General features: G+C 68.0%; 13 protein-coding genes, 1 tRNA gene and 1 pseudogene. 5 read left to right on the top strand and 10 right to left on the bottom strand.

Annotated elements, in window-relative coordinates:
- Positions 1-33 precede the first annotated feature (33 nt).
- Together ACZ37P_RS30820 and ACZ37P_RS30815 are read right to left on the bottom strand one after the other, a co-directional pair.
- Positions 34-1,641: pseudogene (locus ACZ37P_RS30820) on the bottom strand (site-specific integrase); the annotation flags it as partial.
- On the bottom strand, positions 1,638-2,291 hold the full coding sequence (locus tag ACZ37P_RS30815) for a helix-turn-helix domain-containing protein (RefSeq protein ID WP_467349615.1): 654 nt from the start codon (positions 2,289-2,291) through the stop codon (positions 1,638-1,640). The gene ACZ37P_RS30815 and the pseudogene ACZ37P_RS30820, both read right to left, overlap by 4 nt.
- Before the next feature lie 95 nt (positions 2,292-2,386).
- On the opposite strand from ACZ37P_RS30815, the gene ACZ37P_RS30810 reads away from it, so the two are divergent.
- On the top strand, positions 2,387-2,635 hold the full coding sequence (locus tag ACZ37P_RS30810) for a hypothetical protein (protein ID WP_467349613.1): 249 nt from the start codon (positions 2,387-2,389) through the stop codon (positions 2,633-2,635).
- 162 nt (positions 2,636-2,797) lie between these two features.
- Entirely contained in the window at positions 2,798-4,210 is a 1,413-nt protein-coding gene (locus tag ACZ37P_RS30805; protein WP_467349611.1) for a DUF3631 domain-containing protein, read from the top strand.
- A gap of 357 nt (positions 4,211-4,567) precedes the next feature.
- Here ACZ37P_RS30805 and ACZ37P_RS30800 read toward each other — a convergent pair whose 3' ends face one another.
- Positions 4,568-5,080 (bottom strand): DUF6907 domain-containing protein, encoded by a 513-nt coding sequence (locus tag ACZ37P_RS30800; protein ID WP_467349609.1) that lies wholly within the window; start codon positions 5,078-5,080, stop codon positions 4,568-4,570.
- A 90-nt stretch (positions 5,081-5,170) separates the two neighbouring features.
- Positions 5,171-5,722 (bottom strand): ATP-binding protein, encoded by a 552-nt coding sequence (locus tag ACZ37P_RS30795; protein ID WP_467349608.1) that lies wholly within the window; start codon positions 5,720-5,722, stop codon positions 5,171-5,173.
- A gap of 223 nt (positions 5,723-5,945) precedes the next feature.
- Here ACZ37P_RS30795 and ACZ37P_RS30790 point away from each other — a divergent pair, with 223 nt between their 5' ends.
- Positions 5,946-7,256 carry a hypothetical protein gene (locus tag ACZ37P_RS30790; protein WP_467349606.1) on the top strand — a complete coding sequence of 437 codons (1,311 nt, stop codon included), beginning with the start codon at positions 5,946-5,948 and terminating at the stop codon, positions 7,254-7,256.
- Here ACZ37P_RS30790 and ACZ37P_RS30785 read toward each other — a convergent pair whose 3' ends face one another.
- Together ACZ37P_RS30785 and ACZ37P_RS30780 are read right to left on the bottom strand one after the other, a co-directional pair.
- Positions 7,257-7,790: an NUDIX domain-containing protein gene (locus ACZ37P_RS30785; protein WP_467349604.1), complete on the bottom strand. Its 534-nt coding sequence runs from the start codon at positions 7,788-7,790 to the stop codon at positions 7,257-7,259. It abuts the gene before it with no gap.
- 726 nt (positions 7,791-8,516) lie between these two features.
- Positions 8,517-9,563 carry a hypothetical protein gene (locus tag ACZ37P_RS30780; protein ID WP_467349602.1) on the bottom strand — a complete coding sequence of 349 codons (1,047 nt, stop codon included), beginning with the start codon at positions 9,561-9,563 and terminating at the stop codon, positions 8,517-8,519.
- A 638-nt stretch (positions 9,564-10,201) separates the two neighbouring features.
- On the opposite strand from ACZ37P_RS30780, the gene ACZ37P_RS30775 reads away from it, so the two are divergent.
- Positions 10,202-10,299: transfer RNA gene (locus ACZ37P_RS30775), tRNA-Thr, on the top strand.
- Between the two features lie 114 nt (positions 10,300-10,413).
- A complete protein-coding gene (locus ACZ37P_RS30770; RefSeq protein ID WP_467349600.1) occupies positions 10,414-10,674 on the top strand; it encodes a hypothetical protein in 261 nt (86 codons plus the stop codon).
- Here the strand turns inward: ACZ37P_RS30770 and ACZ37P_RS30765 are convergent.
- The 4 genes from ACZ37P_RS30765 to rlmB all read right to left on the bottom strand — a co-directional run bounded on the left by ACZ37P_RS30765 (position 10,662) and on the right by rlmB (position 15,141).
- Complete coding sequence (locus ACZ37P_RS30765) at positions 10,662-11,885, bottom strand: hypothetical protein (RefSeq protein ID WP_467349598.1); 1,224 nt, start codon at positions 11,883-11,885, stop codon at positions 10,662-10,664. The two genes, ACZ37P_RS30770 and ACZ37P_RS30765, sit on opposite strands and share 13 nt — an antisense overlap.
- Before the next feature lie 62 nt (positions 11,886-11,947).
- Entirely contained in the window at positions 11,948-12,166 is a 219-nt protein-coding gene (locus ACZ37P_RS30760) for a hypothetical protein (protein ID WP_391164057.1), read from the bottom strand.
- A 101-nt stretch (positions 12,167-12,267) separates the two neighbouring features.
- Positions 12,268-13,839 (bottom strand): DoxX family protein, encoded by a 1,572-nt coding sequence (locus ACZ37P_RS30755; RefSeq protein WP_401856779.1) that lies wholly within the window; start codon positions 13,837-13,839, stop codon positions 12,268-12,270.
- Positions 13,840-14,181: 342 nt separating this feature from the next.
- A complete protein-coding gene (gene rlmB, locus ACZ37P_RS30750) occupies positions 14,182-15,141 on the bottom strand; it encodes a 23S rRNA (guanosine(2251)-2'-O)-methyltransferase RlmB (RefSeq protein WP_355342096.1) in 960 nt (319 codons plus the stop codon).
- Positions 15,142-15,246 lie beyond the last annotated feature (105 nt).

Genomic DNA, 15,246 nt, shown 5'->3' with positions numbered 1-15,246 from the left:
GACCTGCAGTTTTGGTCGTCTGGCGGCTTCGCCGTCTGCCTCGGACCCCTCGTCCGGGGCCTTCTGCGTGAGCGATGCGTGAGCGGACGCCGCGTCCGGCTGCGGCACGACGGCCAACGTGGGAGCACTTTTCGGCTGGTCCGGGTGGGCGGCGCGCGGGATGAGACCGGCCGCGCGTTCGGCCATGGCGCGGTCGAACTCCGGCAGCAGGCTGGTGTAGGTGTCCGCGCTGATGGCGATGGAGGAGTGGCCGAGCGTCTCCTGGATGTCCTTCATGTCGCCGCCTGCCGCGTGGATCAGGGTGGCCGTGCCGTGCCGCAGGTCGTGCAGCCGGATCGGCGGCAGGCCGATCTCCTCGTACAGCTCGGTGAAGCGGCGGGTCACGGCTGCGGGGTGCAGCCACTCACCGTTCTCCCGGGTGAAGACCCGGCCGGTCTCGACCCAGCCGGTGCCCCACTCATCGCGGTCGGCGTCCTGCTGCTCGCGGTGCCTTTCCAGGACAGCGACGGTTCGCGAGTCGAGGGTGATCGTGCGGGCACCGGCGTCGGTCTTGGGCTCGTCCTCGTAGACCTCCCAGCCGTTGACGACGAGTTGCTTGGCCACGGTGATGGTGGCTGCGGGGAGGTTCGTGTCGAGCCAGCGCTGTCCGCAGGCTTCGCCCCGGCGAAGGCCCCGGTAGGTGATCAGGTGGAACAGGGCGTACAGGCGGTCGCTTTGGGCGTGGTCGAGGAACCGGCCTGTCTGCTCGGGGGTCCAGACCATGACGGGAGACGGCTTCTCTCCGGTGCGCTGCCAGTGCTCGACGGCCTGGTCGGTCCAGATCTGCGCCTTGGGGCGTTTGCCCGCTTCCAACTGGACGTGGGAGGCGGGGTTGAAGGTGATCAACTGCTGGGCGATGGCCGTGCTCAGGGCAGCGCGGAGCGTGGAGCGGACGCGCTGGCGTGAGGCGGGGCCGACGATCCGGCGGAAGGGGGGCATCGCGGCGATGGCGACGTTCAGGGCCTTGCGGCGGGCACGTTCCTCGCGGCCCTTCCAGGGGATCTCCGCGAGGTTCTGAACCGCTTGGCGGCGGGCCAAGTTGGCTTCGGCGATCTCGACGTTGGCCTCGGCGATGGCTTCGAACATCTCGGTGAGGTGGCTGACCCAGAGCCGGTCGAGCCGGAGGTGACCGATCCTGGGCTTGAGGTGCAGCCGGATGACGCCCTCGTCGCGGCTGATGGCGCTGGGGCGGCCCTTCTTGCCTTTGAGCCAGGTGTCGAGCCACTCGCCGACAGTGAGGCGTCCGGTCAACTCCTGGCCGGTGTGGAGGCGTCGACGGGTCTCCTCGACGCCTGGCAGGGGCGCCTTGTCGTCGGCGATCCGCTCCAGCATGTCCGCGATCAGGGCGGTGCCGTCGGAGTCGGCGGCGCCGGGAACGCCGAGCAGGGCGCGTATGCGGTCAAGGTCGGCCTGGGCGTCCTTGAGGGTGGGATATCCGGCGCGGTTGAAGGCGCGGCGGGAGCCGTCGGCGCGCGGCGACAACTCCTGGCGGACGGAGTAGGTGCCGTGCTTGCGGGTGGTGAGCTTCGGGCAGGACTTGCCGAGCGGCTTGCCGGTCTGCGGGTCGCGGCAGTAGCAGCGGCGGTAGGTGGATCCCTTCATCGTTGGTTCTCCTCGGCGTTGTGCGGGCTGGCTGATTCCTCGTCGATGAAGGCCAGTTCGGGGGACAGCAACGGTGGAAAGAGGGAGTCCTCGCGCAGGACGGTGCGGATGCGCCCGAGGTAGGCGTGGTCGTCTGCGGCCCGTCGCTCGTACTGCTCGGCGGAGCGCAGGGCTTCGGCCCGTTCGCCGGGGTCGTCCGTGACGGCGGCCTGGTGGCGATGGTGCTGGGCTTTTCCGGTGGCGCGTTCGGCACTGTCCACGACGGAGCGGTGGAGCCGGTAGAGGCCGAGAGGTTCCCCGCCGCCGGTGTTCTGCTCGCCGGTGAACCAGCTCAGTGCCATCCAGGTGTTCGTGGGATCGCGGTCGGGCAGCAGCGGTGACTTCTCCACGTAGCCGACGGGGTAGAGCAAGCAGATCGGATGGGTTTCGAGGGCTTCGGCCAGGACCAGGACGTCGGGTAGAGGGAGCGTGGTGCGGCGGCCGGACTCCATGTTGGCGATGACGTTGCGGGGGACCGGGTAGCCGATCTCCTCGCAGGCGTCGGCCAAGTCCTGCGCGCTCATGCCCAGCTCCTTCCGTCGTCGCCGTACTTCCGCCGCCACCGTGGCGGCTACCTGTGCATGCCACTCTGGGACGTCATCTTGTGTCATGGTGACACAATAGCTTCGTTCATCCTCATCGTCGTAGTCCGGAGCAGGCGCCATCCCGCGTCGGCCGACGACTGCCGCGACGGATGGAGCAGCAGATGAACGAGGACCGGACCGGCCGCCGTACGACGGGGATGAGCAGGGCGGAACTGCTCGCCCTCCCCGCCGCCATCGATCTGGAGACCGGCAACAGGGCGCTCGCGCTCGGCCGCAGCAAGGGCTACGAGTTGGCCCGGCGCGGGCTGTATCCGTGCCGGGTGCTGCGGCTGGGGAACGCCTACCGAGTGGTGACGGCGGAACTGCTGACGCTTCTGGGCCTTGCCGAGTCTGAGTCGGAGATCGCCTAGCGACGAGACTTTGTGTCCACCGCACGCAAGTTGCTGGACTGGTGCGGGCCTCGGACGTAATGTTCCCGGTCGCCGCACGGGGGGGCCTGCCTCCCCAGGCGGTGCCCAGCCGACGAAGAAGGCCCCGGCGCTTTGCGACGCCGAGGGCCCAGGAGATTCACCGTGCAGCCTACGACCCGCGCCGTCAGCGGCGCATCCCCGAAAACGGCCTGGCCCCCGGTCGCGGTTCCCGGACAGGCACGGCACACCGCCGCGCCTCCTATCCGAGAGGCGGGTTCGCCGTCCTCCGGCGACCGGCTGACCGCACGAGCCTTGTCAGCCACTGACCGCGCAGCGGAAGCAGGTGACCGGGTGACCGCGACTGCCGGTCAGGTGACCGGGACCGGTGACCGAGTGACCGGGGTGGCTGACCGGGCGGCGGTCACTGACCCCGGTCAGCCGGTCGGTCCGGTCAGTCCGGGGGCCGCTGTCCCGGCGCCGCAGGGCGCTGACCTGCTGACCGAGCTGAGGTCAGCGGTCGCCCGGTACGTGGTCATGCCGTCCAGCGAGGCCCTCGACGCGGTCACTCTGTGGATAGCGGCGACCCACCTCCAGCCCGCGTGGCAGCACGCGCCGCGCCTGGCAGTGGTCGGTCCGGCAAAGCGGTGCGGAAAGTCGCGCCTGCTGGACGTACTGCACGACACGGTCCACGACCCGTTCATCACGGTGAATTCGACTCCGGCGGCGATCTTCCGGTCGATCACCGAGCAGCCGCCGACGCTGCTGGTGGACGAGGCGGACACCATCTTCGGCAGCGTGAAGGTCGCGGAGAAGAACGAGGAGATGCGGGGCTTGCTCAACTCCGGCCACCAGCGCAACCGCCCCACCACCCGGGTCGTCGGACCGGAGCACAAGCCGACGAAGTTCGCGACATTCGCGATGGCGGCGCTGGCCGGGATCGGGGACCTGCCGGACACGATCATGGACCGGGCGGTCGTGATCCGGATGCGCAGGCGCGGACCGGGCGAGAGCGTGCGGTCGTTCCGCTCCCGCTACGACACCCCGGTTCTCCACGTCCTGCGGGACCGGCTGGCCGGGTGGCTGGTGCCGCTGACCGACGCGGCGGCGGCGATGGAGCCGGTGATGCCGGTGGAGGACCGGGCAGCGGACACATGGGAGCCCTTGGTCGCCATCGCCGACCTTGCCGGTGGGCCGTGGCCGGGGCGGGCGCGGCACGCGTGCCGGGTGATGACCGCGCACGAGGAGGGCAACGACCAGGAGACGGGCCTGAAGACCCGCATCCTGGCCGACGTCCGCGCGGTGTTCGCCGGGCTGGGCGATCCGGAGGCGCTGTCGACGCAATCCCTCCTGGCCGCCCTGAACGCGGACCCGGAGGGGCCGTGGCGCGAGTACGGCACCAGCGGCCTGACCCCGCGCGGCCTGCAACTGCTGCTGAAGGACTACGGGATCAGCTCGGCCAACCGCCGCTTCCCCGGCGACACCCAGCGCCGGGGTTTCACCCGCAACCAGTTCACCGACGCCTGGTCCCGCTACTGCCCGCAGCCCGAAGCGGCGTTGTCCCAGGCCGGGCGGTAACCCACTCCGACCCGTACCACCCGTCCCCGCGCAGCTCAGTGCGGGTACGGGTCACTTCCCCGTGACGAGTCGACCCGCATCACGCGATCCACCCGTACCTGGCTGACCAGCCATGCAACGGGTGGGACGAGTTGCCCACCCCCAAGGCCACGCTCAGCGACGCACAACGAGAAGAAACTTCAGGCAGCTCCTGGCGGAGCAAGTTGTGGGATAAGCAGCGCTTATCCCGGCGCAGCAAGTTGTGGGGTAAGGAGTCCTTACCCCGGCGGAGCAAGTTGTCGCATACGACGGTCCATCGGCCAGTCGTACGCAACTGGCTGGTCCCGAGCGAGGGCGCCCGAGAACCAGGAGTTGCGGTCAGCTCGCGTGGTGGGCGTCCCAGTCCTCTCGTGCGGCGATGAGTGCAGGGAGGACGTCCTTGTCGAGGCGGTCTGCCTGAGCACGTAACTTCGAGGCGACATCCTTGAGCCCCTGCGGGTCCAGCCCGAGAATCCAGTGCTCCAAGCAGACTTGGATGTTCACGACGGGTACGCGTTGGCGCGGATCCGGATCATAGGGATTGCAGTCGATACTCCCTTCGAAGACAGCGTCTTCCTCTGCCTCTTCCTTGGCGCCCGCAGGCACGAGGGGCACCATCTGTCCTTCGAAGAAGGCGCGGTGACCGACGCTGGCCAGTCGAGCGGGCAGCACATCCAAAGGCACGTTGGTCTCGCTCGGGTCGTCCTCGGCCCAGGCAGGGAGGTAGCCGGAGTTCACCGACCCAACCTCTGTCGTGATCGTCCACTTCCCCGGTGTGCTCCACGGGGGTGGCTGCCTGCGGGATTCCGGGGCGGGGGTGTCGGGGTGCGGTGGGATGGCGATCTCCTTCATCGAGGCTGTACGGGCTTGCGCCGTAATGGCGTTGCTGCCCGCCCGGTACCCACGCCGTTACCGCTTGGCCGGTGTGGAGGGTGGGGCTGGTCAGCGACCGGTTACCTTCGCCACGAGGGCGCGGGAGAACGGGCGGAGTCGGCGCGCGCGTCCAGGGCGCGTCGTGGGCGGGGCGAAGGTGAATGCGGCGCGAACGTGGGCGACCAGACGGCTGCTGGGCGCAGGGGGTATCGGGTCGGGCGGCCCGACTTCGAACCAGACGACTTTGCCCGCTGGATCCGGAGCGGTTCCCCAGGAGGTGGCCAGAGCCTGGACCAGGATCAGACCGCGCCCCGCCTCGCCATCGAGATCAGGTGCCGAGGGTTTGAGCGGTCCGCGCGCGATGTCGGTCACCTCGACCCGTACACGGAGGCCGGTCCAGCGCACGTACACCGCGCAGGAGGCATCCGTGTGCTCGACGGCGTTCGCAATGACCTCGTCGGCCAGCAGTTCCATGTCATGCAGCGCGTCCTCGCTGATGCCCGACTGCCAGCCGCGTACCACCGCCGTGAGTCGCCGCCGCGCGTCGGACACGGCCGCCGGAAAGGGTGCCACCCTGAAGCCGAACGGAGGGGGATTGGCATCTGAGGTGAGGTCAGACATCGCTGAGGACCTTTCCGGGGGCGGTAGATGACGTGGCGATCCGTCAGTTCGGCGCGGCACGGCTTTGTCTCCTCCGGAGGCTGACTCCTGGAGGGATCTCAGACTGTCCCGCCGGTGCGTTGCCGGATAAGGCCAGCGTGGATACCCACGGTGGGTAAACTCGCGTGCAGTGATCTCGTGTTGAGGGTGAGCGAGCACCTTCCTGTACGAGGAGGCGCCTGGCGTGACCGAGCCCGGAGCAGAAGTCGGTCTGTCCCCGCGTCTGCTGGCCGATCCCGAGATGATCGCGGCCTGCGCGACGAGGGACTTCCCCAAGCTCTTCGGCCTAGCAAAGGCCAAGGGCGGGTTTCACGCCTCGCGCATCGCCCGCCGGTGCGAGTTGACACCCAGCCGAGTGGGTGAGGTCATGTCCGGCCGCCGGACGATCACGAACATGAGCGTGATCGAACGCGTCGCAGACGGCTTGCGGATCCCCGGCCACATGCTCGGGCTCGCGCCGCGGGCCTGGGAGCAACAAGGCCCGGCGCCGACTCGGCCTCAGCGGCCACCCGACCACAACGCCGCCGGATCGGGGCTCCTCCCCGCACCGCCAGAGGATCTGGACAGCATCCTCGCCATCGCGGCGGCCACCAAGGTCACCCCGAGCACCCTCCGGTCACTGCAGACCTCGATCGAAGACTACTGGCGACGGGACGACCAACACGGCGGCGAGGCACTACGGCCAGCGGTGATCGGCCAGCTCCGTTATGTGATGGGCATACTGGGCGACAGCACGGACCCGAATTACCGGCGCAGCCTCCACGGCATCGCTGCCGAACTCGCACGCCTGACCGGCTGGACGTTCTTCGACGCCCGCCAGTACAGCACGGCAAGGACGTACTTCACCGAGTCCCTACGCCTGGCTCGCGCCATCGACGACCGCGCCTTCGTCGCCAACGTCCTAGCATGCCTCAGCCTTCAGGCCACCTACCAGGATCGCGCCGAGGAAGCCGTCACGCTCGCGCGAACCGCACAGGATGTCGCCCGACACGACGGCGGCACCCCACGGTTGATGGCGATGCTCTCCATCCGCGAAGCATTCGGCCACGCCAGCGCACACGACCGACCAGCGACCCACACGGCCATCGCCGAGGCGCAGCGTCACTTCGAGCACGTCGGGCCCGCAGACGACGATCCGCCATGGGTGAGTTACTTCGACCGGACCAAGCTCACCGTGGACATCGGCATTGCCCTCGGTCAGCTCGGGGACGCGGGTGCCGCCGAGCCGCTCATCGCAGAAGCGCTACGCACCGAGCCGGAGGCGAACCTGCGAGGCCGGGCCTTCCACTCCTTCTGGCTGGCCCGGACTCAGTTGCAGCGCGGTCAGATCGAAGCGGCCTGCCGGACGGCGAGCGACGCCCTGGACCTGTCCACGACCGTCGACTCCCCTCGCGTAACCGCGCACCTGCAGGAGTTCCGCCACCTGCTCACGCCGTTCCGCTCGTTCCTTCCAGTCGCGGAACTGGACGCCCGACTGGCGGGGGCGGCAGGCTGACTACAGTCCGGCCGCGTCCAACAGCAGGTACAACACCCCGACCAGCGAACCGCTGCTGACGATCTCGCGACGGTCGATCATGCCGCGCAGCTCGGACAGCGGTATCCACTCCAACCGGTCCGACTCGTTCAGTTCGGTCGGCGGCCCCACGCACTCCACCGCGTCGGCACGGAACACGAAGTGCTCGGAATCGGTGATGCCGTTGGCCGGCTGGGCGTAGATCAGCGGCTTCATCTCGCCGGTACGCCAGCCGGTCTCCTCCAACACCTCACGCGCAGCGGCCTCGGCCGCACTCTCGCCGGGCTCGATCAGCCCCATGGGCAGCTCCCACGCCCACGAGTCCGTGATGAAGCGGTGCCGCCACATCATCAGCACCTGCTTCTCGCTGTTCACGACGGCCGCCACCGCCAGATGCCGGAGCTTGAGCACATGGTGCTCCCACCGCCGCCCGTCCGGCTGCTCGACATCGACCAACCACACATTCACCCAGGGGTTTTCGTAGATCGGACGTTCCCCATGGATCTTCCACTGCATCGCCGCGGCCCCTCTCGATCAGGGGCCAGCATGCCAGAGTCGGAGGCACTCTGACGTATGATCACGAACCTTCGTGTCATTATGACGAATAAAGATTTTGGGCCATGTCTGAGGTGGCCGCGACTACCAGCGGAAAGCCTCGACGGGTGGTGACGAGGAGAAGCGGTCAGGTAGTGCGGATCGCTCGCCGAGGGCTCAGTGCGACAGCGACCTATTTACATGGATAAGTGGCAGACGCCCTGCGCTCATGGGTCGCAACATCGTACGAACCAGAAAACTCCGACTGCGGTCGATCCTCAAGCAGTTGGCCTGTACTGCCAGCCGTGTTTGTCTGCCTTGTCGCGAAGCATACTGGCACGTTTTCTCTGCTGCGCAACGCTGGGGACGTCCTTGAAATCAACAAATGCATGACCTGGGGGCCGCTGCTCGGCGCCCTCGGATCGAGAATCATCTATTGCTTTGAGGCCAAGTTCTTGCACCTCGGCTACGTCCACGCAATACACGCCGGCTGATTTGTAGCCCATTACCTCAGTGTGATGCCGATGGGAAGCCTCGGCGGAGATGATTGAAGCTCTTGACACGGACACCTCCCCTGAGTCCTTAGGGGTTGGGCTGAAAAGTTGGCTGGTGACTCGGCCTTCCTGTATCCAGGCGGGATTAACCTGACGCCATAGGCGCTCTTCTTGGTCCGTTATTTCGGCTTCTCCTGGACGAAAGTGTGAACCATTAGTCGACATACTCGGCGATCCCCCCGACTACGAACTGTGTAATCTCGCTCAACTGTCCCCAGTGGAAGGTATGCTCGTTCTCTCCGTCGTCTTGTTTAGAGAATGAGCAGGCTTGCACAGTCTCATCTGCCGAAACAGTGAGCGCTACCTCGCCTGTAGCGTACGGCCACTCCAGTTGCACGCCCCCATCTTCCGTTGGATAGATGTAAGGCCGTTGTACCTGCTCGTCAAGGAACTCAAGCAAGAGCGATTCGACTTCACGCAGCACTTTTCGGCTTACCTGTTGCCCTATTCCGTCGAGCCAACCAGCTTGAAGGTCGTGGAGTTCCGCTAGGCGATCTGACCAAGCCGTGGGCAGCAATGGTTCAATGGATAGAAGATCTTGAATTTCAATGATCTCTTCATTTATTGACTGAATCGCTACCGCATTAATCGCCACAGTAGGGGCCATGGTTGAGGGGTCAAGATACGGCTTCAGATCGGCTACGACATCATCTGACGAGAATCGCCCGGGGATCACCTTTTCGCTTTGAATCAAGCGAAACTCGAAGATTCCTTTATCTGCGCTAACCCCAACTACTTGGCCATAAACGAGCGTTTCGATCTCGAATCTTTCCAAACGCGCCTGCTCTTGAATGAGGCGACGAATGGGTTGGGAATAGGAGGCGGCGTCAGGAGTGCCGCCATCGAACTCGATAGATTCACCGTCGTGCAAACTTCTTCCGAAGCTGGAGAATTCACGCAATGCATGTGGTGGAAAATTCCGTGGAATTCCCGATCCTGCTTGGATTGATCTGAGGGCATCCTGAATAACGATGCGTGCCTCGTCAAAGATTCCTGCGTCGCCGTCGTCGAAGAGTCCTTCAGTATCAGTAGTGGTCCGCTCTAAAACGGGAACCACGCTGCCACGGCGGATATCGGAGAGACGAAGAGAGAAGGAAGAGGCGAAGCCTCTAGGTACGCGCTGGCGCGATGCATGGCGTTGCTTGTAGAGGCCCCGAGCGACATCTACCACCAGCCGTTCGTACCGCGCAAACTCGGCCAAGACCTCGACTGGTAGGCCAGGCTTCTCGTACCGGCCGCCTCGCAAGCGCCATGATCCAAATGTCTGACTGCTACCGCCCATGCCCCCACCCTACTGAGACCGCGCCAGGGCCCCCGCTGCCGCGCTACAACGCGGGTCCATTTTGCTCTTCTGCGACCCACGAGGCAATCGAACAGCATCGTTGTTTTGGTGCCTCCATCCGGCTCCACTCGAAAGCGCTAACCACTGGCTACGAGGATGAGCCGGAACTCTTGACTCAGCGGAGGTAGGACGCTTGCGCTGCCGGGCCCCAAGTCCATCTGGATTTCGGAAAGATACTGGCCGAGGTGCTGCCATACATCGTGGCCTGGGGCGGAGACGAAGGGTGTGGACCTCGACTCCGAAGTCGCTCGGAAGATCGAGACGAAACCTCGGCGTACCTCCGAACGCAACGAACACGGAGCGCATGTCAGGACGAGCGGCGACTGAACGCCGCGTCGTGGCGCTCGGTGAGGCGTTCGGGCAGGAGGGCCCGGTTCGCTCGGGGTCAGTGCGCTGCCCGAGAGCCCGCACGACATTGCGTGAGCATTGCGTGAGCGGATGCCCTGAGACAGGCCATCCAGAGCTGGACGGTGCAACCTGCCGCGTGGCGCTGACCAGCCAGGACAGCACCACACGGCACGGCCTGTCACTCCGGATTATGATTTTCGTCGCTCTTGTAAAGCGAAGGTCGTCGGTTCGAATCCGACAGGGGGCTCTCTGTTTGTGCTGGTCAGGCGCCCCGCCGCCCTTGTGAGCGGTGGGGCCTTTCCTGTCCGGCACACATTCAGCACACATCGCGTCCCGGACGGGGCGGGGGAGGCGGCAGGCGGTGCCTCCCAAGGACGAGCTGGCGAAGCGGCGGTACGACAAGCTCGTGGACCGGGTCGAGACGCTGGTGCGCGCGTCACTGGAGCCGGAGTACCGGGGGTACGGCGGTCAGCTCGTCCTGAACGCCGAGGACATCGAGGAGCTGGGCGGCTCGCCCGACGAGATCCGCCGAGCGGCGCGCGACCGACGCTCTGGACGCCTTCCTGGGCCGAGACGACTGACTCAAGGCTGTCCCGCAACTCCCCACGGTCACACCGCTTGAGCGACGGGGTTGCCTTGGAGGTTGTGGTCGGCGCAGGGCCATGTGCTTGCGGCGAGCGGGGCGAGCGGTGTCGGTACGAGGTGCAGTTCCTTGCCGAGGGTGAGGGCGACCATGCCGTTGTCCAGAATGAGGACGCGGCTGGTGACGCCGGTGCCAGGAAGTTCTGCAAGTGTGTGGGCCTTCAGGCCGGCGTCGATGGCGGTCAGTTGGTCGTTGCGCCAGTAGACGGTGGTTCCTTCCTGGTCCACTGCGGCGGGTGCGGTGTAGTAGCCGGGCAGGCTCGGGCCGCTGGTCAAGGTGTCGTCCGGCGCAAGTCGCTGATATCTGGAGTGAGAAGGCAGCCGGTTCTCCATTTCGACAATCGAGACGACGCCGTCAGCACCGATCGCGAGCGTTCCGTGGCTAGGCCAGGTGGCGACGCGGGCGCCTTCGGAGGTCCAACGCGTTGTCTCCAGGGCTCCGTAACCCTGGGCGCCGATGAGGAAGCCCCGGTCCCCGTCGATCGCTTTGTGCCCGCCGGGCGCGGCTGCCGTCGCGGCCGATGTCTTGCCCGTGCGTAGATCGAGAAAGAACGTGCGGCCGAGTCCGCTTCTTAGGTCTTCGAAAGACGCGGCCACGCTGTCCCCGGCAATCATCAGCGGCTCGTGGTAAGCCACGCTGACCTCACCTGGCGCCCACGCGGGTTTCTGCCGCGCCTGCCAGCCGGAGTCCTCGCTGATCTCGACTATTCCGGGATACGAGATGTCGCCGAAGCGGATCGGGGTCGACCATACGCGGGTGCCGTCTTCGCGGTGGCGGGAGATCCGCGGTTCACTCATGGGCCCCTCGCGGCGAAGGGGTCCGCGCGCCGCAGTCCACAGGATGCAGAAGCCGTCGGGCAACAGGGCGAAGGTGCCGATGTCCTCGCCGGGCCGGCTGGGCGGGACCACGGAGTTGACGGTCCGGCCGTCCGCGTCGATCTCATCCAGAACCCGCCAGGTCGATTCAGGGCGGGACACCCAGACGGTTCCACGGCCGGTGGCCCGCGCCCAGGGGTGACCGGTTCCCGGGAACGAGCGCTGCCACTCCACATGTCCCGTCTGGCTGACGGCGGTGAGGACGGTCTCCATGGGATTCGCGCCGTAGCCGATGACGAAGAGCAGACCGGCCGGATCATCGGCCACGACGTTCCACGCCTGGCCAGGCAGGACGACGCGCAGAGGAGCATTCATGGACGTGCATCCTGCCCGGCCGTCCAGAGCGACGCCACCACGAGTGCCGGCCATGAGAACGCTCACCCGTGACCGGGCGTGCAGCCGTTGACGCCGCCCCCGCTCGGAAGCGGGGGGACGACATCCAACGGGAGTCCGGCCGTTGTCAGGCCGGTAGCGCGTCCTCTGGCGAGGATCATGGCCCGGCGTTTATGCATCTTCTTGGAGACCTCGTCCAGGCGGTCGGGGAAGAGGTGGCCGTAGACGTCGAGGGTGAGGGTCGCGGACTTGTGGCCGAGCATGGTCTGGACGACGTCTCGTGAGGTCCTTTCCCGGGGGGATCGGCGTGGCGTGAGGACCGCGTCCTCTGGGGCGGGGGCGCGGTCCTGGGGGTGGGGGAGGGTCAGGAGGTGCGGGTGGGGGACGGAGCGGAGGGGTCTCCGAGGACGTGGAGGCCGAGGAGGCCGCCGATGGCGCCCTGGGTGGGCTTGGGGGCCGGGGCGGACGGGGCGGGGGCCTCCGGCTGGGAGGGCGGGGCGGGCGGCGGGGCCTGCGAAGTCCCGCCGGAGGAACCGCCGCTGGAGGAGGACGTCGAGCCGCTGGTCGGGCGGGAGCCCGCGGAGTGGCCGCCGCCGGTCGACGAGGAGGACGTGGACGACGAGGACGTCGGCGCCTTGGACGTCGGCTGCCCCTTGGCCTTCTTCTTGTCCTCGCCCTTCTTCTTGGACTTCGGCGACGCCGACGGCTTCGGCGACGCGCCCTGCGGCCCGCTGCCGCCCGAGACCTCGGGCAGCGGGGAGCCGGGCAGATTGTTGGTCGGGATGACCGTCGGCCGCTGCGGCCTGTCGTCGTGCGTGCTCGACGCGCGGACGGCGGCGCCGAGCACCGAGCCGATCAGCAGCGTCAGACCGGCGATCACGGTGGCGAGCACCGTGCCGCGCCGCAGCACCCGGCGGCGCAGGTCCCACACCGTGACGCGCGGGCCGAGCCGCCGCCAGGCGTCCCCGGCGAGGTGACCGTCGATGGAGTACACCGGCGCGCCCGCGATGATCAGCGGGCTCCACGCGGCGAGGTAGATGAAGTCCGGGGCGTCGTACACCGGGACGGTCCGCCAGCTCACCGTCACCAGCAGCGCGATCGACAGCCCCGCGCCGAAGAAGGCCGCGACACGCTGCCACAGACCGCAGACGGTCAGGACGCCGACGACCACCTGGAGGAAGGCGATGCTCAGGCCCGCGCCCACCGGGTGGTTGAGCGCGGCGTCGCGCAGCGGCTCCGCGAGGGCCCACGGGTGCAGGGAGTTGAGCCAGGTGACCATCGAGCCGCGCTTGCCGCCGTCGAAGTAGACGGGGTCGCAGAGCTTGCCCATGCCCGCGTAGATCGACACGAAGCCGAGGAAGATCCGCAGCGGGAGCAGCACGATGCCGAGGTTCATCCGGCGGTCGGGGTACCAGGCGTGCTTGGCCGGTTCGCCGTTGCGGGTACGCGGCCTGCGCTCGGCGCCGTCGACGGAGGAGGAGTCGCCGACGTAGCCCACCCGCTGCTCGTCGGAACCGCCGTCCGCGCCCTCGTCGTACGCGCCGGTCGCCGGGCGTACGCCGCTGAGCAGGCCGGTAGGCGACTGCGCGCCGCGCTGGCCCACGACGGTCGGCACGGGGGGCGCCACCGTGGTGTCGTCGATCCGCGGCAGCACCTGGGTGGCCGCGCCGGAGGAGTTCGCGCCGCCGGCCACGCCCGCGCGGCGGACCGCCTGGAGCAGTTCCCCGGCCGCCGGATCGCCCGGCGTGGAGCGGCCCGACCACACCACCGGCGACAGCTTCCGCCGCCCGGCCGCGCCGGGCCGCGCTTGCGTCACGACGGGGATCTGCGCGGTGTCGTCGAGGCTGAGGGCACGGCCCGGGGTCGCGCCGAGCTGCACCCGGAAGCTCGCGTGATTGACGATGACCTGGGCGGGATCGCTCGGCACCCTGGCCATGCTCAACGGAGCGGGCTCGTCGAAGCCGGGCAACCCTCCCCCCGTAGGAGTGCGGGGTGTTCTGGTGTCCACACTCATCTAACCGAGTGACGGACGTTTAGGACACTGCCTCCGCGCCCCCACGATGTCCGAGACCCGTCAACGCCCGGTCAGCGCCCCGGCGATGACGATTCGAAGACGCGTCCGAGAACGCCTCAGGAAGGGTCACAGGGCGGCTCAGAGCCTGCGCCGCGCAAGCTTTTCAGCCCCGGCGCCACGACCCGGCACCACGACCCGCCACAGACGCGGCGCCACAGTCCCGGCGCCACGACCACGGCTCAGGCTCTGCGCCACGACCACCGCTCAGGCCCGGCGCCGCGACGCCTCGTACAGCACAACACCCGCCGCCACACCGGCGTTCAACGACTCCGCCGCGCCGCCCGGCATCGGAATCCGCACCAGCAGGTCGCACGTCTCGCTGACGAGCCGCGACAGCCCCTTGCCCTCGCTGCCCGCGACGATGACGACGGGCCCCGACAGGGCGTCCAGCTCGTGCAGTTCGAGGTCGCCGTCCGCGGCCAGGCCGACGACGGTGAGCCCGGCCTTCTGGTACGACTCCAGGGTGCGGGTGAGGTTGGTGGCGCGCGCCACCGACACCCGCGCCGCCGTACCCGCGGACGTCTTCCACGCACCGGCCGTCATCCCGGCCGCGCGCCGCTCGGGCACGACGACGCCGTGCCCGCCGAAGGCCGCCACCGAGCGGACGACGGCGCCGAGGTTACGAGGGTCGGTGACACCGTCGAGCGCGACGATCAGCGGGTCCTCGCCCGCGTCGTGCGCGGCTGCGGCCAGATCGTCCGGGTGCGCGTACTCGTACGGCGGGATCTGGAGCACCAGGCCCTGGTGGTTCAGGCCCGCGGTGAGCCGGTCGAGCTCGGGGCGCGGGGCTTCGAGCAGCGGTACGCCGCGGTCGGTGGCCAGCCGCAGCGCCTCCCGTACCCGGTCGTCGTTCTCGATGAACTGCTGGACGTACACAGCTGTGGCCGGGATGTCGGCGCGCAGCGCCTCCACCACCGGATTGCGGCCGACGACCAGCTCGGAGGTCGACTTGGAGCCGCGGCCCGACGGGCGCCGGGACTGCGAGGAGACGGCCCGCTTGGCCGCGGCGTTGGCGACGCGGTTCTTCTTGTGGCCCTTGCGCGCCTCCGCGGGCGGCGTCGGGCCTTTGCCCTCAAGGCCCCTGCGCCGCTGCCCGCCGCTGCCGACCGTGGCGCCCTTTTTGTTGGATGTACGGCGGTTCCTGCGCTGGCTGTTCCCGGCCATGGGGCACTCTCACTTCGCTTCGGTCATGCTCGCCGGACATGGGTCCGGCGTACGGATATACGGGTCGGGTCGGGTCGACGGGTCGGGCCCGTCGACCGGAGCCGC

The sequence above is a fragment of the Streptomyces sp. NPDC024632 genome (assembly GCF_055559175.1).
Note: the sequence above shows the minus strand (reverse complement) of the source record. Positions and strands in the feature narration are given on the sequence as shown.

Coding starts and splice junctions, on each gene's coding strand:
- ACZ37P_RS30800 (WP_467349609.1), bottom strand. CDS start 5,080: ATGAAGGAGATCGCCATCCCACCGCACCCCGACACCCCCGCCCCGGAA.
- ACZ37P_RS30810 (WP_467349613.1), top strand. CDS start 2,387: ATGAACGAGGACCGGACCGGCCGCCGTACGACGGGGATGAGCAGGGCG.
- rlmB (WP_355342096.1), bottom strand. CDS start 15,141: ATGGCCGGGAACAGCCAGCGCAGGAACCGCCGTACATCCAACAAAAAG.
- ACZ37P_RS30765 (WP_467349598.1), bottom strand. CDS start 11,885: ATGAATGCTCCTCTGCGCGTCGTCCTGCCTGGCCAGGCGTGGAACGTC.
- ACZ37P_RS30785 (WP_467349604.1), bottom strand. CDS start 7,790: ATGCAGTGGAAGATCCATGGGGAACGTCCGATCTACGAAAACCCCTGG.
- ACZ37P_RS30795 (WP_467349608.1), bottom strand. CDS start 5,722: ATGTCTGACCTCACCTCAGATGCCAATCCCCCTCCGTTCGGCTTCAGG.
- ACZ37P_RS30760 (WP_391164057.1), bottom strand. CDS start 12,166: ATGCTCGGCCACAAGTCCGCGACCCTCACCCTCGACGTCTACGGCCAC.
- ACZ37P_RS30815 (WP_467349615.1), bottom strand. CDS start 2,291: ATGACACAAGATGACGTCCCAGAGTGGCATGCACAGGTAGCCGCCACG.
- ACZ37P_RS30755 (WP_401856779.1), bottom strand. CDS start 13,839: ATGGCCAGGGTGCCGAGCGATCCCGCCCAGGTCATCGTCAATCACGCG.